Consider the following 20,418-nt stretch of genomic DNA (forward strand, 5'->3'; position numbering starts at 1 on the left):
GATCGTAAAAATTAAAATCCCACATTTAAACCGAATGTAAATATCCTGCTGGAAGGCACTGTATTGCGGTCGATACCGGGTGCCAGGTTTGAGTTACCGTTGGATGATACTTCGGGATCAGAACCTTTGTAACCAGTAACCACCGCCAGATTGGTAGCCTGTACGTATACCCTCAAAGAAGAAATGCCAGCGCGGTTAACCAACCTTGTGGGTAGCTTATATCCCAGGGCAACGTTTTTAAGTTTTGCGTAGGATCCGTTCTGCACATTGGAAGAGTTTGGTATGGCCGATCCGTTAGAGTAGTTATCACCATACACCACTTTAGGAATATCGGTAACCTGGCCAGGTGTAGTCCAGCGTCTTAAAATACCGGTTTCATTGTTCCAGAACCGCTGGTCGCGGAGGGTGGCCTGTGTTCCGTTGTATATTTTATTACCTCCCGAAAAGGTAATACCAATGTTTAAATCAAAACTCTTATAAGTAAAAGTGTTGTTTAAACCGCCATAATAGGTTGGGATGGCTCTTCCTGCTATGCGGCCATCCAGCGTACCATCAATGGCCGGGGCTACTGTACCATCAAGATAGGTCCATTTTGATGGCGTACCCACCTGGTTATACTGCACTTTCTGACCAAATCGGTTAATGAAGATGCGCTGACCATTAGCTGGGTTTACCCCATCAACCGGCACCACAAAAATTGAACCCAGTGTATAGCCCACACGGGTAACGCTCGCTGTTTCCAGGCCCGAGGTTACGCCATAGATATCTGAATTGCCCTGCGCCAAAGCGGTAACTTTATTGCTAAGTGTGCTGATGTTAAAGTTCGTAGTCCAGCTGAAGTTGTTTTTGACTATGTTTCTGGAGGTGAAATTCAATTCAAACCCACGATTGTACATCGAGCCTACGTTGGCTGCAATAGTATTACCAGGTATACCCCGCGACGGCGATTGCGGTGCATTCAGGATCAGGTTATTGATACTGTTGTTATAATAATCAAGCTCTGCCTGTATGCGTCCTTTAAACAAGCCAAAGCTGATACCTATATCTGTTTTTTTACTGGTTTCCCATTTCAGATTAGAGTTACCTGCCTGGTTAAAATAAACCGTTCCGGCGCTGCCGTACAAGCCCGAGTTATATAAGGATAAAGATGCAAAATCGCCCACGCCAACGTTGCCTACTACACCATAACTGCCTTTAAGTTTAAGGTCCTCGAAGATGCTGCCCAGGCGCGATTGTTTAAAAAAGTCCTCTTCGGCTATATTCCAACCAACAGAACCTCCGCCAAAATTACCATACTTGTTATTGGCCGATAATCCGGAAAAACCATCACGTCTGAAACTTCCGCTTAACAGATATTTTTTGTCATAGCTATAATTAAGATTTGCAAAATAAGACCTAAAGCCATTTTCAGATTGAAAATTCCCCGTGGTGGCGTCGCTCAATACATTCAAAAAATTTCCTTGAAAATTATTAAAATATGAATCGGCTAAATTTGTTCGCTGTGTACCGGTACCTACGTTGGTGGTATGATACTCTTCATAACCTATATAAGTATCAATGTTATTTTTTCCTAAATCCACAATGTACTCCAGCTTATTGGTCAAATCTCTGCGATTATACTCCTGGAAGGTATTTAACGCCAAGCCGTTTGAACTTTGGCCGTCACCAGCTATCGGGTTTTGAAAAGTGGTATTGGCAATATTAAGTTTGTTAATGCTGTACTGGGTTCTAAATTTCAGGCCCTTTACTAATTCCCATTCACCATATAAATCGCCAATTACGTTGGTATTACCCGAGGTATACTTATCCAGATCAAGCAATACCAGCGCGTTGGGGTAATTATTAGCAATGGTATTGGCACCCAAGCCCAGGGTTCCTGTGCTGGTGATGTTATAAGAGCCATCCGGGTTGCGCGGAGCCACATTTGGGTTTAGCACCAAAGGCAAACGGGCCAATCCACCAGTATTATAAGCCTGTCCGGGTAATGAACCGCTGTTTGGGCCTTTACCTAAGGAGTTACTATAGCTAAAATTGGTTCCTATAGTAATGGATTTCGACAAATGATGATCTAGGTTGCCCCTGAATATCTTCCGTTCAAACGAATTGGTTTTGATAAAACTCTCCTGGTTGCTGTAGCCTGTAGATACGAAATAAGAGGTTTTTTCTGTAGCCCCAGAAAAATTAAGGTTATGATTGTGCGATAAGCCTGTTTGATAAACAACCTTATACCAATCCGTATTAATTTCGTTGCCATCAGCATCTTTTTGAATAGCGAAGCCCGGAGCCAAGCCGGCATTGGCGCGGGCTTCGTTCTTCAATTCAACGTATTGATCGGCATTAAGTAATTTAGGCAGGTTAAAGGCCTTGTTTATACCCACCCAACCATCATAATTAACCTGTGTTTTGCCTAATTTTCCTTTTTTTGTTGTGATAACCACCACACCGTTAGCGGCCCTTGATCCATAAATAGCTGTGGCCGAAGCATCTTTCAGAACAAAAACCGATTCGATATCATTAGGATTAATATCACCCAGCGGGTTGCTGGAGGCACTATTGGCCACCGTATTGGTGCTGGTAAAAACAGGTACGTTATCAATAATGATTAAAGGATAGGAACTTAAAGATATAGAGTTAAAACCCCTGATCCTGAAAACCGGCGGATTGTTTAATACACCGTTTGGCTGTATAATATTTACCCCCGCTGCCTGCCCCGCCAAAGCCTGATCAAAACTTTGAACCGGTTTATCGGCAATTTGTGCAGCAGTAACTTTAACGGCAGAGCCTGTATAATCCTTCTTGCTTATTTTGGAATAGCCTGATATGACCACTTCAGAAAGCTGACTGGCTGTTGCCACTAAAGCCACGTTAAGCTTATTTGAAGTTATGGCAACCGTTTGTGAAGTGTAACCTATAGAATTAAGGGTGAGGATTTGTTTCCCAGCAGGAACGTTAATGCTAAAATTACCGTTTCCATCAGTTTGGGTACCGATGGAAGTACCTTTTATGGAAACTGAAACGCCCGGTAGCGCGGAGCCATCGCCGGCATCCTTAACCGTACCGGTGATCTTACGGGTTTGCGCGTACGCTTGGGTGCATACCAATGCCATAACCCATACTAAGTATAGTATTCTTTTGTTCATCGTTAATTGTCGTTAATAGTTAATAGTTAAAATGTTTCGGGAATTGAAACAAGGCTGATCTGATCAGATTTGAATCTGGCTAATTAATTACCTCATAGTATAGGGATTTATGGGATTGATAATAAGTGAATTAAAGATCTTTAGAAACGTATCCGTGGAGTTAGATATAACAACACCGGCGATGAGCTATTTTTTTATAGGAGGTATAGCTGTGGCAGATAGCAGAAGATTGCGGGGATTGTAAAAGACAAGGCATCATAGATGATAGTATTAAAAAGATGTGTTATGATTAAATTATGGTAACATATCATACAAAATATTACGCCATACCAAGTTTAAGACTAAAATTAAACCAGTATGATTAAATATAAATCACAATTTTTATATCAAAATAAAAATTCATTAAAAATCAATGCATAAATTAGTAATTTTTATACTAAAATCATATATAAATGAAAAATTTATCCATTATCACAATAAAAATTATATGTAATTTAATTTAAAGTCAAAAAATACGTTAAATAAATTATATAATTTAGCAAGAACAGTTATACAGCGCGTAACTTACCAGTTCAGCTATCTTATTCTTCTCCGAATTATAAAATCAAATGGTAAGAACAAACATATCTGTAAATATATAAAAATCTATTAAATCTATATACATAGTATACATTATTAAATTAACCTCCGCTACTTTTAGCTACCTGCAGATACGCTGCCAATTCTCATTGTTATATCAATACAATTTGTTTTTTCAGCAACATACCTTAATATTGTACTCCTTGACGATAGCTATTTAAATGAGCAGAAAATCGATAAATATCATATTCTTCAGTCTATCGGTGCTCATGCTCCTGATCCGGCCCTACCTGGTCTACCACCTAACCGGGCACAGCATTAAGGATAAAAACCCTGTTAAAACCAGTTTGCTTCAGCGCCTTATCAAGAAAAAGGAAGAGCATTATGAATACAGGGAAATTGCTGCAGCGGAAACCCACCACAAAAAGTTCAGCTTCCGGATTCCTGTAAATCCCTTATCTTTTTTTCAAGTAAAAAACGCACTGCCAGTTTCCGGCTTTTACCTGGTGATCTTCACCGGCTTAACATCCGTCATATTAGGCAACCGGTATGGAAATCAGCGATATGGTCTTTTATCCTGTCTGCGGATCTGAATGATCACTAAAATTTAACTTAGCCAGTATTCGTTTATTCGCCAGGTAAATTAACTGGTCGGGTAAGCGCGAAGAGCCTAAACAATGAGCATTATTGAGCCTGTATTGCTTTTATGCTATCGTTGTTAAACTATTTTAACTTTCTGTACTATATGAAAATTATTTTCTTTATTTTTTTGTTGACCGGAAGCCTCATGGTACGGGCACAGGAACAGATCAAATGGCCCGGCGGTAAAAAGTCGGCTATAATTCTCACTTATGATGATGCCCTGCCTTCGCAATTAAAATTTGCTGTACCGCAACTCAAAACAGCAGGTTTAACAGCCACATTTTTTCTCACCAGTGATATTGACAGCTTATCGATACCCCAATGGCGAAACTTAAGCAAAAATGGTTTTGAACTGGGTAATCATACGGTTTTTCATCCATGCGCAGGCACCGACGATAATCCGGTGCCATCAGATCATTATACTGCATACCAGATCATCCGCGAAATTGAGGTTATGGACCGCTTTTTATATGCCGTGGACGGGAAAACCAAAAGGACATTCGCCTACCCCTGTGCCGAAACTACTTTGGGCGGAAAGGACTATGTAGATTCTTTGAGAAAGTATACTTTGGTTAAATATGCCCGGGCCGGAGGCGATTCCACAGCCTTTATTACCGACTTTAAACGATTGGATCCTTTCCGGGTTCCGTCATATGGCTTGGAAGGCGGCGAAAGCGGCGCGCAATTGATCGCTTTTGTAAAAAAGGTACAACGAGGCGGCGGATTAGGTATCCTGATGATCCATGGCGTAGGCGGCGATTATATCACCATCTCGGCTGAAGCCCACCGGCAACTGATGCGATACCTTCAAACACAACAAAAAGAAACATGGATCACTACTTTCCAGCAGGCCATGGATTACATCAATAAACGCATCCCTTTAAAAGCACAAAAACTTTAAAATCAATACATTATTTACAAATCATGAAAAAGATATTCCCAAATAACAAATACCTATTTATCCCGGCGGCTTTGGCAGTTGTCACCTTCTTCGGCGTTTCGGCTTATCGTCATCCTGAAGCACCAGGTATTAAAAAGGTGCAGCATGTGGTTGTTATTTATATGGAGAACCATAGTTTTGACAACCTATACGGACAATTTAAGGGGGCAGATGGTTTAGCAGAGGCTAAACAGGAAAACATCATTCAATTAGATGCAGATAACAAGCCTTATCCGGTACTACCGCCTATACCACGCAGCAGCGCTTTCCCTACAAACCTGCCCAATACTTATTTTAATATCGATCAGTATGTAGCCTCAGACCAGGTTACCCCCGATGTAACCCATGCTTTTTACCACGAACAAATGCAGATCAATGGCGGTAAAATGGATAAGTTTGCGCAGTATAATAATACCAAAGGTCTTACGATGGGCTATTATAACACAGCAGATCTGCCGCTATATGATCTGGCAAAAAAATATACGCTTTGCGATCATTTCTTCCACAGTGCCTTCGGCGGATCTTTCCTCAATCATCAGTGGCTTATCGCGGCTGCTTCGCCGGTATTTACACATGCTCCGGAGGATATTACGGCCCAGTTGGATAAATCAGGTAAACTGATTAAGGATGGCATAGTGACGCCCGATGGCTATGCGGTTAACACGGCCAATTCGGTAAATCTTCATCCCAAAGGATCTAACCCGGCATATTTGGTACCCAACCAGAACGGGCCTACTATTGGCGACCGATTATCAGACAAAGGTATTTCCTGGGCCTGGTATTCCGGGGGATGGGATAATGCCGTAGCCGGAAAACCCGATCCTACATTCACTTACCACCACCAGCCCTTTGCCTATTTTACCCGGTACGCGGTAGGCACAGCGGCAAGAAAAAAACATTTGAGGGATGAAACCGAATTTATAGCAGCAGCTAAAAAAGGTACCCTACCGGCGGTATCCTTTGTAAAACCAATCGGGTTGGAAAATGAGCACCCAGGCGAATCAACTGTTAAGGGTGGTGAAAGCCACGCGGTAGAATTGATCAACGCGGTACTTAATGGGCCCAATGCCAAAAACACGGTGATCATTTTAACTTACGATGAGAATGGCGGATTCTGGGATCACGTGGCTCCTCCGGTGATCGACAGATGGGGCCCTGGCTCCCGCATCCCGGCATTGATCATTTCGCCTTTTGCCAAAAAGGGCTATGTAGATCATACGCCTTATGAAACAGTGAGTGTTCTGGCTTTTATTGAAAAACGATGGGGACTAAAGCCGCTTACCAGCCGCGATCAGCATGCCGATCCGTTAAGTCATGCGTTCAACTTTTAAAGTTATCACAGCAGGCCTGCTATTCATTATGGGATGCGGCCTGCTGGCTTTTCATAACCCTCCGGATACTACAGCTGAGCTTATCCGCAAAAAGCTGTTCACACAGGCTGATAGCTTTTTAACAACAGTACGCCGGCTGCAAACTACAGTAGTCAGGCCCGGCAATAGTCTTGCCCGGCAACAGCGTTTAAGGGAAGCACGCCTGGCCTATAAACGGTTGGAATGGGCGGCAGAATATTTTTCCCCCTTAACCTCAAGGCAGGTTAATGGACCACCCATGCCCGAAACAGAGCTCAACGGCCAAATTATTCTACCCGAAGGTTTGCAGCTAATAGAGCAGTTACTGTTCACGCGACCCAGCGTTTCCAGCCAAAAGCAGCTAACTATATTGCTGGCCAAGCTTATGGTTAATGCCGATGAGTACCGGCACTACTTTATACATGCTCATTTGCAGGACTGGCAGATTATGGATGCTATAAAGCTGGAAGTTTTCCGGGTGGAAGCATTAGGGTTGAATGATTTTGATGATCCCTTTGCCCGGCAATGTTTTAAGGAATCGGCCGCTGCCCTGAACAGTGCCCAAGAAGTCACCCTGCATTATGTGCAGGAAGATGATAGCCATTTGCAGGGATGTTTTACACGGGCAATCCGCTATCTTACCAACCCGGTGACTTTTGATCGTTTTGACCGGGCAGCATTTCTTACCGCTTATGCAAATCCTTTGACTCGGGAACTTACTTCTTTACATCAACAACTAAAGCTGCCAGATATCCGCTATAACCGCCTGCTGAACCAGGATGCGGCAACCTTATTTAACAGCAATGCTTTTAATCGCAACGCCTATATCAATGCGCCTGAAGACTCGGCAACTGAACAAAAAATCGCGTTAGGCAAAAAGCTGTTCTTTGATACCCGGCTCTCGGGTACCATGACCCGCAGCTGCGCCTCCTGCCACCAGCCGGATAAAGCTTTTACGGATGGGCTGGCCAAAAACCTGGATATCAGCGGCAAAAAAACAATTTTAAGGAACACACCAACGCTTATCAACGCCGCGCTACAGCCAGCACAGTTTTATGATCTGCGTGCTGCCTCACTTGAAACCCAGGTGAAGGATGTGATCAATAACCGCGATGAAATGCACGGCGACATCCAGCTTTTAAGTCAAAATATTTGGCGGGATAAAACCTATCGCGATTTATTTACCAATGCTTTCCCGGCTAAAAGCAGAACTGCTATTGATACCGCTGAAATTATGAACGCGCTGGCCAGTTATATCCGCAGCCTCACGGCGTTGAACAGCCGTTTTGATGAATATATGCGGGGCAATCAAAAAATGCTTGATCAAACGGAGATCAATGGATTTAACCTGTTTATGGGGAAAGCCCGCTGTTCTACCTGTCATTACCTGCCCTTATTTAACGGTACCCTCCCACCAAGATATATGCAGATGGATGCTGAGGTTATCGGCGTGCCCAAAACCAAAACAAGCAAAATCATCGACCCTGACCGTGGGCTGTTCAACATACAGCCAATGGAATTTAACCGGTACGCCTTTAAGGTTACTACGGTTCGCAACACAACCGAAACCGCGCCATACATGCACAACGGTACCTACAAAACGCTTGAGGATGTAATTGATTTTTATGACCAGGGCGGCGGTGCGGGCATGGGTTTAAAGATCCCAAACCAAACACTCTCTCCGGATCATTTACAGCTTACCTCAAAAGAAAAAAAGGACCTGATTGCCTTCATAAAAGCACTGAGTAACCACCAATAAGCTTAATCCAGATGTAGTAAATTTATCATATATTCTTTCCACCCTGGTACCAGGGTTTCTGCGGGCGGTTTGCGGGGAATCCATGTTTTTCGCGGTAAGCTTTTCGTTCAGCGGTAAAATCCCACCAGCGTTTACTGCCGTCGCGGTTTTCGATATAATGCACCAGCAAACGATAAGAATCTTCCACACAAGGATCGGCCCAGGTACCGCAATGCTGTTCAAAGGCATCAAAAAGTTCTACAGCCGATCTCCCTTTGAGTTGCTCCAGTGCATAATATCCCTGGCTGATGAGCTCTTCGGCAAAGTTAATACCCAGCGAGGGTATGCTTTGAAATTCTGCAAGCGCACTTAATTCCCTGGCGCGTTGAGGCGAAGCTTCCAACAAGGTGGCAATCTCATCAGGCGCATAATCCTGCAATAGCTTTTGGCTTATCTTTTTAGCTTTAAGTAATTGCTTTTCTGCCAGAGTCAATTTATAGTTAATCGTTTTTTTCATAACCTTTCTATATAATTGATGATAAAATTGGCCAGTTGTTCCTGCTCCTCAACGGTTAACAAGTCGCCGTCATATATCCAATACCCCTGCTTATCAAATAAAATGCGACCCAGATTGTCGGGCCTTTCTTCAAAAGCAGTATACAGCTGGTAGCATTGGGCTACTTTGCCGGGCGGCTGGTCTGGCACTACCCGTATAATTTCGTCGGGGCCATTGATACGCTTTACAAAAGCTTTAGCCTCCCTGGTCAGATAGCTGTGCGTGATCATTTTTAACGGTTCTAATTTTTTCAAAGATAAATAAAATACTAATATTTTTAGTATTAACTTTACCATCTATGATTTAATATATCAGAAGCTAATGTTATTATTGTAAACGAATGACTGAACTTAACCCCGCGATGCAACTGGCCGCCGATTACCTGGAATTAACCAATACGGTTGTTTTCCTTACAGGTAAGGCGGGCACCGGTAAAACCACTTTTCTGCAAAATTTAAAACTCAGCTCAAAAAAGAAACTGGCCGTAGCGGCGCCAACCGGTGTGGCAGCTATTAACGCGGGTGGGATGACCATCCATTCCCTGTTCCAGCTACCATTCGGACCTCTTTTACCCGGTGGAAATGACCGGCCCGACGTTCATTATAGCCCGGAAAAAAAGGAGTTACTGGATAATTTGGAATTGCTGATCATTGACGAGATCAGTATGGTACGACCGGATGTGCTCGACCAGATAGACCTCATCCTGCGGAACGTTAAAGAATCGCCCCATCCTTTTGGTGGCGTACAGCTATTATTGATCGGGGATCTTTCACAGCTGAGCCCCATCATCCGCGATGATGAATGGATGTTATTAAGTCGTTACTATGCCACCCCTTATTTTTTCAGCGCGCTGGCTATGCAAAAGGCCGCTTATGTCCGCATCGAACTGAACCATATCTATCGCCAAAAAGAACAAGCCTTTGTTGATATCCTGAATGAAGTGCGCAACCAGCAGATCAGCGAGGAAAGTTTAAGATTATTGAATGCCCGCTACGTGCCCGACTTTCGGCCAGCCACCGATGATCCCTATATTACCCTGACTACCCACAACAGCATTGCCCAACAAGTAAATACCGAATTCCTGGAAGCCCTGCAGGGGCAGGAATTTGAATTTGCAGCCACCATACGCGGCGATTTTCCCAAAGATGCCTACCCTACCGAAACTAAGCTTAAACTCAAGATTGGTGCGCAGGTTATGTTTGTAAAAAATGATGGTTCGGCCGAAAAGCTGTATTATAATGGCAAGATTGGTACCGTTAGTCGCGTTGAGGGTAATACCGTATTTGTTCAATGCAACTCTAATGATAAAGAGATTGAGGTAGAAGCCGCGGAATGGACAAATGTAAAGTATCAACTAGACGGTGAGGCTATCAGTGAAAGCAATTCCGGCAGTTTTGCACAGATCCCCTTAAAACTGGCCTGGGCTATCACTATCCATAAAAGCCAGGGCTTAACTTTTGATAAAGCCATTATTGATGTGAGTGAGGCTTTTGCTTCGGGGCAGGCCTATGTTGCGCTGAGTCGTTGCCGTACTTTATCGGGCATGGTATTACGTAACCCCATAAGCGCCCATAATATTATTGGCGATCCGGCGGTTATCCGTTTTAATGAGCAGGCTGCTTTGACTACGCCCGATGCAGACACACTCCGGCGCGACCAGGTGCTTTATGAAAAGTATTTGCTTGGCGAGTTATTTAATTTCGCTGCGCTGGAAACCCGGATCAAGGGCTTCAGGATATTACTCCCCGACCTGGAAAAAGACATTATCAGCGTTGCTGCCAAATTCACCAAACAGCTCAATATCGAACGCAGTGTACAGGCCGCCACTTATTTCCTTGAAAAACTGACCGCGGCTACCGGAAGCTTGCATCAACTGTTGCCAGACCTCATCGGGCAATCAAAAGAATTAGCTAAAAAGGCTGATCAACTCATGGTTTGGTTAATGAACCGTATCCGGCTAATGGAATACTTCGCGCAGACTCCTTTTACAGCGGCCGCCTATCTGGAACAGACTAAAGACAAAGTTAAAACGCATGACCGCTCCTATCTGAAAGCTTTGAACGCACCGCCCAATGAAAAGCTTTACGAACAAATACTGGAGTGGCGGGAGAGAATGGCCGTCAAGGAAAACATCATGCCTAACATGGTACTTTCTGAAAAGACGATGCTGGCTATAGCAGAAAAACTACCGGATACACTTAAAGCGCTTAGCAGCATCAAAGGCATTGGGATGCAGAAAGCAACGCAATATGGACCGGAACTGATCGGTTTGATCCGTACCTATCAGCATGAGTTACAAAGCCCCGGAACCGAACAGGTTAGTTTGTTTTAAGCCAGTGGCATTGATCTAAAATCTTTTATTTAATAAAGGAATGTACGCCTGATGGCTTAATTTTTAATATATCGCCTTTTTTATCAAAATTCAGGCTATCTAAACATAGCTCTCTCAGCACGTACTGCTCTTTTTGCGGATGGATGCGATGATATAAAATATAATATTGATCTTTTTCTTTAAAAACAGTGTGATGCCCTGGCCCCATGGTGGTACTATCTGGTGAGGTAGAAAGTATCGGGTCATGGGGGCCTTCCGTCCATGGCCCAAAAGGGGTGTTGCCCGTTGAGTACCTGACCTGGTAGGTGCCGTCGATAGCTTTTCCATAAGAGTACATCAAATAGTATATGCCGTTTCGCTTTAGCATATGAGGCGCTTCAAAATAATGGGGCGGTGTGATATCTCTTGGGGCGCCATCAAAGCTCACCATATCTTTTTTTAGTTTAACGGCCATACAGTGCCCGTTTACCCAGTTAAACCCGGAGCCCCAATACAAATAAGCATTGCCGTTATCGTCAATAAAACAATCCGCATCGATATTATGCACCTTTGGAAAATCGGTTTTGGTGATCAGGGGCGAATGATCAGTCTTCGCGTTTTTCCATGGACCGAGCGGATTATCACTTACCCCCGCCCAGATCTCGCTGCCCACGGCTACGTACATGTAAAATTTACCATTATACTTCCGTACCGAGGGTGCCCACACCATGGCATCGCCAGAAGTTGGACTTGTACATGCCTCTTTGGTTGGCCAGTTGATATGCCTGCGTACAAACGTTTTAAAATCCCGTGTTTCTAAAACTCCAAGTTCCTTAGCACCCCAGGGATCAATAGTAGCATAAATATAATATACCCCCTTATCCTTCACCACCGTTGGATCGGCATAATATCCTTCTGTAATAGGATTTTTAATGAATCTATTTTGTGCCGGGCAATTGAAGGCTGTAATAAATAACAGTAGAAATAAAGTCAGCGACGTAATTGGCTTGTTGTGTATCATTCTTCCAATAAAAAGTGTTTAAATTACACTTAATTTTCAATAAATAAAACTATTCCAGTTTGCATAAAAAAGGCTTGTTGATTCGCCCCGAAGGGTTATCAAACAAGCCTGTGTATTTTTTAATGTGCTATACTTCAGATACTGTTACCAGCCTGGGTTTTGCTTAATGTTTGGGTTAAGCGTAATCTCCTGTGTTGGGATGGGCAACAAGTACATTTTATCATTCCAGCTGCGGGTGGTGGTGCCGGGGTAGATACGGATATAGTTATTGGCATCAACAACTACGTTGGTGACATCCTTATTTTCGGCGGCATATTGCGTACGCAGCGCAGGGGTAAGTTTCATACCCAGAATAGTGTTGGGGTTATTGATCAACGTACCCGCATGCCACCTTTTGATATCATCAAAGCGGAAACCTTCCGATCCCAGCTCCACACGGCGCTCGCGACGGATCTCATCAATGAGTACCGGCAGCGTTGGAAAATTCGATTTAGGATCTTTAACCAGGTTGGCGATGATCATATGCGGCATACCCACCCTATCGCGCAGTTTATTGATAGTATTGTCAATTACTGTTTGCGTGGCCAGTTCAAGTTCGGCTTTCGCTTCTGCCTCAATCAGCAATACCTCGGCATAACGAAAAATAAAGAAATCATAAACAGACGCATTGGCGTTCCAGGCTGCCAAGCTGTTGGAACGCCCCTTTATTGGCTGATAACCGGTTGAAGTTACTGTAGTACCGATACGGGGCAGGGTGATCAGATCGCCGGCCAGGAAATCGAAGCCCCGGGTTGCTATCTGTTGTTTATAACGCGGGTCGCGGTTGGTCGATTCGTTTTCGGGTGTATCATCACCTTTATACAACGGGCTTAGCGAGGTTGGCAATCCATCTGAACACAAAATAGAGTTTACAAAATCCTTGCTGTAGCCATCACCAGCCTCGCCCAATGAACGGTCGATACCATTCATCAATATACTTTGCAGGTAGCGCATCGGCAATATCGCTTCAGGATTACCCTTTAACTCGTCTTGTATAAATAAATTATAATAATCTGATTGCGGGTTACCGGTGGTGTAAAGCTTATACAAGCCCGAGTTCATGATCTGCTCGGCGGCGTCACTGGCGGCCTGCAGGTAAGTGGTTTCGTCGCCCACACCAAAGTATTTGCGGTAAGTGCCTTCCCATAAACAAACGCGTGCTTTCAAAGCCAGGGCTGCATATTTACCCAAACGGCCATCGGCAGGTGTTACCGGCAGGTTGTTTACCGCAAAGTTGATATCTTTTAATACCGAATCCATTACCTGTTTGTGCGGCATCCTTGGGCCGTACAGTACAGATTTGGAGGTGTCAACAATATAACGGTTTACATAGGGCACATCGCCAAAGGCTTTTACCTTTTTCCAGAAATCATTGGCCCTGAAAAACAGGGTTTCGCCTACGTAGATGTTTTTAGTGGCATCGGGCAGGGCGGCTTTTTGATAATTGGCCAGGAAGAAATTGCAAGCCCTGATGAGCGCAAAATCCCAGTCGGTACCAGATTGGTTAACATTTACGGTACCACCAATATTATTGGAATCAAAATTTAAGGTAGTACTGCCCGAATAATTATGCGTAGCCGTGCTGGGAACGGTGTAAGTACCGGCCAAAAGAGCGTTGATACTTGCATTAGCTTTATCGTCAGAGTTATCGTCCAGCTTCAAAAAGTTTTGAATGGTTAATGCCGGGTAATACTGGTTGCAATACAATTGCAGATCGGTTTCATTTTTGAAAAAATTCTCCGGGATGATATCACTCTTCGGTGTGCGGTTAAGGAAGCTTTCCCGTTTACAGGAAGCAACCATGCCTAATGCGGCACAAGCTATATATAGGATATATTTATTTTTCATTGTTGTAATTTTTAAACCCATTTAATTATTATGCTTTGATTAAAACGAAGCCTGCACACCAAATGACAATGATTTGTTAAGCGGATAAGTGCCAAAAGATGTAGCCGTTTCCGGATCATAGCTTTTATTGAGCGAGGTAAAGGTGAATAAGTTGGCACCTGTTACATATACCCTTAATTTTTGCAGCTTAATATTTTTTACCATCATGGCTGGCAGGCTATAACCCAATGTTAATTGCTTAACCCGCGCATAACCGGCATTCAGGATATACTTATCCTGAGCCTGTTCATTACCGCCGCCACTAAACCTGATACGCGGATAATAAGCGTTGGTATTAGTAGGTGTCCAGTAATTGGTGGTCATTTGTGATGGGATACTGTATTCATCATCTCTGAAAGCATAGAACACATACTCATTAGGATAAAAATCCTGTTTTAATACTCCTTGTATAAAGGTGGCAAAATCAAAGTTTTTGTATGACAGGTTCAGGTTAAACCCGAATTTGTAATGTGCCGTGGTGTTGCCTATCAGCTTTTTATCGCCCATGTTACCCAGGGTATTGTTACCATAGTTTATCTTGCCATCGCCGTTAAGGTCTTTATATTTGATATCGCCGGCAAGCCATTTGTACCCGGCCAGGGCAGAGTTATCTACAGCGGCAGCCTCTGCATCGGTTTTATAAAAACCATCATTCACATAGCCGTAGATATTACCCAGGTCCTGCCCCTGTATAAAATCATTGATGCTGTTGGTTGGGTTACCGTTATACTTGGTTACACGGGTGTTGGAAGTATTTGACAGACCCAGCGTTAAACTATAGTTCAGCTCATTGATCTTGTCTCTCCAGTTCAAACTAAATTCCCAACCATGTGAGCTTACATTGGCCGAATTACTTGGCGGAACCGGCGCGCCCAGGGTTGATGGTAATTGCTGTCCCGGTACCAATATGTCTTTAATATTGGTAACAAAATAATCAAACGAGCCGTTCAGCTTGTCATTAAACAAGGAGTAATCCAGACCCAGATTTTTGGTTTGTACCTTTTCCCAGGTAAATGATGAGCTTACCAGGCCCGGCGATGCTACCATAACACCTTGCTGGCCGTTCAGCAGGTAATTAACCAAACCTGTTTGTTGTACAGCTATATAAGGATATTGATAGGCCGATGAAGCAACGGAGCTGGCCAGCATATTCAGCATCTGCCCGGTTGAACCCACACCCGGTACCAATTGATTGGGCAACTGACCGTATGACGCCCTTATTTTTAACTGATTCAAGGTACCTTTAATGCCTTCCATAAACGATTCTTCGGCCACATTCCAACCTATTGAGGCTGAAGGTGAGAATGAATAGCGGCTATTGGGCTGGAAACGTGATGTACCATCATACCGGGCATTGATCTCGACCAGGTATTTATTATCATAAATATAGTTCAACCTTGAAAAGGTACCTACCAGGGCATATTCGGTCTCTACGCTACCCACCTGCGGCTGAGGGTCATTATTGATACCCGATGCAGGCAGGTTAGGATCGATGAGGTTTTTAACCAGCGTACTGCCTAACTGATAGTGTTGATATTCCTGGTTGTAACCTACCAGGGCCTTAACGTAATGCTTGCCAAAGGTGTTTTCATATGTGGCAAATGCATTTAAAGCGTTGTAATTATTGTTGGTTTTGTTTTCGATAACCTGCGATGGGTTTGTCCATGGATAAATATCCAGGAACGCGCCATTAACCCCATACTCATTAAATGGTATCAGGTTGGCTTTGCGGTTATCGTTCAGTGCATTCCAGGTGTAATCTACATTTACAGATACGTGGTTGATGGGTTTGATCACCACGCGGCCTGTTGTCCAGAAATCATTTTGCGAGTCGATATCCCTGCCCGACAGCGCATTAACTGCCAGCGGATTGGTGTAATTACCCTGACCGGCAAAGTTACCATCGGGGTTATATACCGGCATTACCGGTGGGATGTTGGAATACAGCCATGCACCGCCCTGGTTTATACGCGTTGCTGCCGGTTGGTTATTATCGGTATGCGTCATGCTCATGTTTAAACCCAGCGTTAACCATTTGGCCACGTCTGAGTTAACCTTTATGGTAGGGGTATAACGCTGATAAACCTGGTTGGCCGATTTCTCTAAACCATCCTGTCTGAAATAACCCATGCTACCCAAAAACGAAGTTTTACCTTCACCACCCGAAACCGATACATTGTGCTGCTGCTGCGGAGCCCAGCCTGGGTATAGTACTTTTGTCCAGTCGGTATTACCCACATAACGGTATCTTTTTGGATTGCCCGGATCTGGGTAACCAGTAGGATTATTTGCCGGATCATTAAAATAAGCCGTAGCCATGGTAGAGTCGAGCGCGGTAAATGGTGTGGTTGAATACCCCCCGCTTTTTAGACCCGTGCGGTTAGCTTCATTAAACATTTTAATATACTCCAGGGAGTTTACCTGCTGCACCAGGCGCGTAGGTCTTGATATCGTGTACGAACCCGAATAACTAACCTTTGTTGGCTCGGCTTTGCCTGTTTTGGTGGTGATCAGGATCACGCCATTGGCTGCCCTGCCGCCGTAAATAGACGCGGATGCAGCATCTTTCAATACCGTTACGCTGGCCACATCATTCGGATCAATCAGGTTAGGGTCACGGGCAACACCATCAACCAATACCAATGGAGTTGTACTCACCGCCTGCGACGACAGGTTAAGCGTGGTACCACCACGTACGTTGAATGTTGCAGCTGTACCCGGTTGGCCACCACCAAGACTTACATTTAAGTTTGGTACAAGACCTTGCAAGCCATCGCCCAGGTTTACCATTGGGCGGTTCTCTAATTTGTCGCTGTTTACTGTGGCTATGGAACCTGTTAAGTTCACTTTCTTTTGCGTACCGTAACCTACTACGACAACCTCGCTTAGTTTGCTAAGATCTGGTTGCAGGTGTACGGCCATAGATGCTGACCCTACGGGCAATTCAACAGTTGTAAAGCCAATGTAGGAGAACACCAGGATGGCTTTGTTATCCGGCACATCCAGTTTAAACTTACCGTCGATATCGGTAATGGCCGCCCCATTAGCGCCTTTGATCTTTATGGTTACGCCAGGCAATGGATTGTTTTTTTCATCAAAAACCTGACCGCTCACCGGGATAGCAACAACCGCTGCTGCCGGCTCATTTGCCTGTGCTGTCTCCTTTTCCTGTAAAAGGATAGTTTTGTTAACCAGTTTATAGGTTAGCTGCATATTTTTAAGACATGCGCTCAAGGCCTCATCAAGCGAGGCATCTTTTACATTAATGGATACATTTTTATTGCGTACATCTTTTGAGTCGTAAAAGAAAACATAACCGGTTTGCTTGTTAATGCTTTTCAATACTTTTTGAAGGGGCGCATTGGTTTCATTAAGGCTGATCTTTTGACTGAACGCGCTGGCGCTGCACTGCAGTAATCCTAAGAACAGAATAAAGGTGGTCAATTTCATAACCAGGAGAATTTTTTTAAGCAGCCGCTGTTTACGGCCAGCTATAGAAAAAGCATTTAAATTCATACTTTTGATGAGTTTGGGTTAATACTGATTAAGCTTCGCATTTTTTCCTTTTGGGGAACGGGTTGGCTCAAATGTTTGCGTATTCCGATTGCCGTCGGGGTACGCTTTTTTTTGAACTCCCTTGTTGAGGTGGTCTGGTTAAGACATTTGTAGTATTTTTCTTTTCATTTTAAATTAATTAGGTGAATATTCTGTTATGGTGTTATCACTATGGTGTTCCCATCTATCCGATAGTGAATTTTTTTAAAGCTTAAAATGTCCAGGATCTGGCGGGCAGTAACATTTCTGGAGATTTCGCCCGTAAACTGCCGCTGCGGAATGCTGCCCTCATATTTCACTTCCAGATCATACCAGCGGGTAAGCTGCCGCATCACGGTACCTATATCGGCATCATTAAAATTAAAGAAACCATTTTTCCAGGCCACGGCCTCGTCGGTATCTACTGCATTCACCGTTACCTGGCCGTGTTTTAACTGCGCCTGTTCGCCGGGCTTTATCGTTTTGATATTAGCACCGGCTACAATACGTACACTGCCCTGCAGCAGGGTGGTCTTAACTGCCTGCTCATTATCATAAGCATTGATATTGAAATGCGTGCCCAACACCTCAACCCTCTGCCCGTTTGATACCACCCGGAAAGGGCGTTTCTGATCATGGGCAACTTCAAAATAAGCCTCGCCGGTCAATTCTACCTTACGTTCCGAACCCGAAAACTCAACCGGATATTTAACCGATGAAGCAGCATTCAGCCAAACCCGTGTACCATCGGCCAATACCAACTGATATTGCCCGCCGCGCGGGGTTGCCGCCGTATTAAAAAGCTGTTGATTTTTGAGATGATCTGCCCCCTCCTGTTTCGCGTAACTGATTTGCCCGTCGGCAGTTTTATTGATAAGGGTACCACTTTCATCAGCTACTTTACCCTTTTTAGCATCGTTTAGCTCTACTTTGCTGCCGTTTGAAAGCGTCAGGATCACTTTGTTGCTACCGGGTGCAAAATCATGTACTACCGGCTTAGTAGCAGCAACGGTTTGTGGTGTTTTTTGCCTGTGGTTTAAGGCATAAATACCGGCCAGTATCATTATAATTACTGCCGCGGCTACGAACCGGGGCCACAGGCGTGTATGGCGAGGTGCGTTAATATCGTGCAGCAATGCATCCAGGCTTTGCTGCCGGTCGTGTTCCATAACATCGTCGGTCAACTCATCAGTCTGGTCATCGGTTTTCATGTGCAGGTACCAGGTTTCTACCCAGGCTTTTTCTTCTTCAGAAACCTGTCCGTTATGGTACCGTCGTAATAAATCTTCTGCGTTGTTTTTATGCATGGTCTATACAGGATATAGCGCTTGATCATACTAAAGACAACTCAGCCCGGCGGAGGGAGTAGACGGAATTAAAAAAAAATCATAAAAAAATGCGTACCCAGCTTAACCCTTAAAATTTTAAGGGAATTGTTTACCTGTTTACGTACCGTAAGCGGACTGATGTTGAGCTCATCGGCTATTTGCTGGTGCGATAGATTGGCATTGCGGCTCATTTCAAATATGCGGCGCATTTGCGTTGGTAGTTTAGCAACTTCTGTCTCTATAAGCTCGATCAGTTGTTTTATCCTCACATTTTCATCGGGCTCCGGCACTTGATTGTTATCGATAAAGCTTTGAAGCGAAGCAACATAATCAGATTTGATCTTATGATGCTTATAAATATTCAGAATCCGGTTGCGGACGGCGGTATACAGATATGCAGACAGACTTGTACTCAGGTTAAATGCGGTCCTGTTGTGCCAAATAGACGAAAATAGTTCCTGCAAAATGTCTTTAACTTCTTCCCGGTCCTGTAATCGCTTGTAAGCGTGCTTGTATAGTAAGGGATAATACCGGCTGTGTATTTCTGAAAAAGCGGTCACGTCGCCCTTCCTGAGTAAAAGGGTCAATTCTGTATCTGAAAATAATTCATAAGAACTCATTGGGACCACACAAACACAATTGGTGTTAAATAAACAATTATAGGTATTTTTTCTTTACATTATTAAATTGTAAAATTTATTTTACGCGTTGATTAAAAATTACCTTAAAAAACGCCCCATTTATTGAATAGAAATTTTGGATATTACCTATAGAAAATCAGCCGTTAATCTGTAGCGTTTACACCAGTTTATTTTGATTATACTTATCCAATGCCGCCAATACTAACCGATCTTATTATCAAAGACTTGACAGTGATCTTTTGTGGGATCAATCCCGGTTTAAAATCGGCATGGGATGGCCACCATTTTTCGGGGCGAAGTAACCGTTTCTGGAAAGTTTTGTACCAGGCGGGTTTTACGCCATATGAAATTGAAGCCCTGAATGATGCCACTATTCTTGATTTTGGTTATGGACTGACCACTGCCGTGGCAAGGGCCACATCCCGGGCAGATGAGCTTTCAAAAGAAGAGTTCGACAATTCCATCGAAACCTTTAAAATCAAAATGACGCGTTTTCAACCTCAATATATAGCCTTCCTCGGCAAACCTGCCTACATGGCTTTCTCCGGAAAAAAGCAGATTATGTGGGGACATCAACCCGAGGATTTCTGTGGGGCTAAAGTATGGGTGTTACCAAACCCCAGCGGCTTAAACCGGGGGTTTACCCTTGCCGATTTTATTGTACATTACCGGCAATTGCTCAATGCGATAAAGATTGATACGCTACATTAATA

Annotated in this window: 14 protein-coding genes; 6 read left to right on the forward strand and 8 right to left on the reverse strand. The window is 43.9% G+C overall.

The window, feature by feature from the left end:
- Positions 1–11: 11 nt before the first annotated feature.
- Entirely contained in the window at positions 12–3,140 is a 3,129-nt protein-coding gene (locus tag ACTJKG_RS15360; RefSeq protein WP_440739730.1) for a SusC/RagA family TonB-linked outer membrane protein, read from the reverse strand.
- Between the two features lie 800 nt (positions 3,141–3,940).
- On the opposite strand from ACTJKG_RS15360, the gene ACTJKG_RS15365 reads away from it, so the two are divergent.
- From ACTJKG_RS15365 to ACTJKG_RS15380, 4 genes are all read left to right on the forward strand, one after another.
- Positions 3,941–4,312 carry a hypothetical protein gene (locus tag ACTJKG_RS15365; RefSeq protein WP_172337388.1) on the forward strand — a complete coding sequence of 124 codons (372 nt, stop codon included), beginning with the start codon at positions 3,941–3,943 and terminating at the stop codon, positions 4,310–4,312.
- A gap of 152 nt (positions 4,313–4,464) precedes the next feature.
- A complete protein-coding gene (locus ACTJKG_RS15370) occupies positions 4,465–5,262 on the forward strand; it encodes a polysaccharide deacetylase family protein (RefSeq protein ID WP_440739731.1) in 798 nt (265 codons plus the stop codon).
- Between the two features lie 23 nt (positions 5,263–5,285).
- Positions 5,286–6,632, forward strand: coding sequence for a phospholipase C (locus ACTJKG_RS15375; protein WP_440739732.1), 1,347 nt, complete (start codon positions 5,286–5,288; stop codon positions 6,630–6,632).
- Positions 6,616–8,409 carry a cytochrome c peroxidase gene (locus ACTJKG_RS15380; RefSeq protein WP_440739733.1) on the forward strand — a complete coding sequence of 598 codons (1,794 nt, stop codon included), beginning with the start codon at positions 6,616–6,618 and terminating at the stop codon, positions 8,407–8,409. The genes ACTJKG_RS15375 and ACTJKG_RS15380 overlap by 17 nt, the downstream gene beginning before the upstream one ends.
- Positions 8,410–8,434: 25 nt before the next feature.
- Here the strand turns inward: ACTJKG_RS15380 and ACTJKG_RS15385 are convergent, their stop codons facing one another.
- Positions 8,435–8,905: a helix-hairpin-helix domain-containing protein gene (locus ACTJKG_RS15385; RefSeq protein WP_440739734.1), complete on the reverse strand. Its 471-nt coding sequence runs from the start codon at positions 8,903–8,905 to the stop codon at positions 8,435–8,437.
- Complete coding sequence (locus tag ACTJKG_RS15390) at positions 8,902–9,198, reverse strand: hypothetical protein (protein WP_172337393.1); 297 nt, start codon at positions 9,196–9,198, stop codon at positions 8,902–8,904. Before ACTJKG_RS15390 ends, ACTJKG_RS15385 begins: the two co-directional genes overlap by 4 nt.
- Positions 9,199–9,284: 86 nt before the next feature.
- Here ACTJKG_RS15390 and ACTJKG_RS15395 point away from each other — a divergent pair, with 86 nt between their 5' ends.
- Entirely contained in the window at positions 9,285–11,276 is a 1,992-nt protein-coding gene (locus ACTJKG_RS15395) for an HRDC domain-containing protein (protein ID WP_440739735.1), read from the forward strand.
- 25 nt (positions 11,277–11,301) lie between these two features.
- Here the strand turns inward: ACTJKG_RS15395 and ACTJKG_RS15400 are convergent, their stop codons facing one another.
- The 5 genes from ACTJKG_RS15400 to ACTJKG_RS15420 all read right to left on the reverse strand — a co-directional run bounded on the left by ACTJKG_RS15400 (position 11,302) and on the right by ACTJKG_RS15420 (position 19,651).
- Complete coding sequence (locus ACTJKG_RS15400; protein ID WP_440739736.1) at positions 11,302–12,276, reverse strand: family 43 glycosylhydrolase; 975 nt, start codon at positions 12,274–12,276, stop codon at positions 11,302–11,304.
- Between the two features lie 144 nt (positions 12,277–12,420).
- Positions 12,421–14,163, reverse strand: a complete 1,743-nt coding sequence (locus ACTJKG_RS15405) for a RagB/SusD family nutrient uptake outer membrane protein (RefSeq protein WP_440739737.1) — start codon at positions 14,161–14,163, stop codon at positions 12,421–12,423.
- Between the two features lie 39 nt (positions 14,164–14,202).
- Positions 14,203–17,652 (reverse strand): TonB-dependent receptor, encoded by a 3,450-nt coding sequence (locus ACTJKG_RS15410; protein ID WP_440739738.1) that lies wholly within the window; start codon positions 17,650–17,652, stop codon positions 14,203–14,205.
- 260 nt (positions 17,653–17,912) lie between these two features.
- The gene (locus tag ACTJKG_RS15415; protein ID WP_440739739.1) at positions 17,913–19,043 is read right to left on the reverse strand and encodes a FecR family protein; all 1,131 of its coding nucleotides are present in this window, start codon (positions 19,041–19,043) and stop codon (positions 17,913–17,915) included.
- Positions 19,044–19,111: 68 nt separating this feature from the next.
- Positions 19,112–19,651, reverse strand: a complete 540-nt coding sequence (locus tag ACTJKG_RS15420; RefSeq protein ID WP_253952304.1) for an RNA polymerase sigma-70 factor — start codon at positions 19,649–19,651, stop codon at positions 19,112–19,114.
- Positions 19,652–19,894: 243 nt separating this feature from the next.
- Here ACTJKG_RS15420 and mug point away from each other — a divergent pair, with 243 nt between their 5' ends.
- Positions 19,895–20,416 (forward strand): G/U mismatch-specific DNA glycosylase, encoded by a 522-nt coding sequence (mug, locus tag ACTJKG_RS15425; RefSeq protein WP_440739740.1) that lies wholly within the window; start codon positions 19,895–19,897, stop codon positions 20,414–20,416.
- The last annotated feature ends 2 nt before the right edge of the window (positions 20,417–20,418 follow it).

The organism is Mucilaginibacter sp. 22184 (genome assembly GCF_052045695.1).
Taxonomy (GTDB): domain Bacteria; phylum Bacteroidota; class Bacteroidia; order Sphingobacteriales; family Sphingobacteriaceae; genus Mucilaginibacter.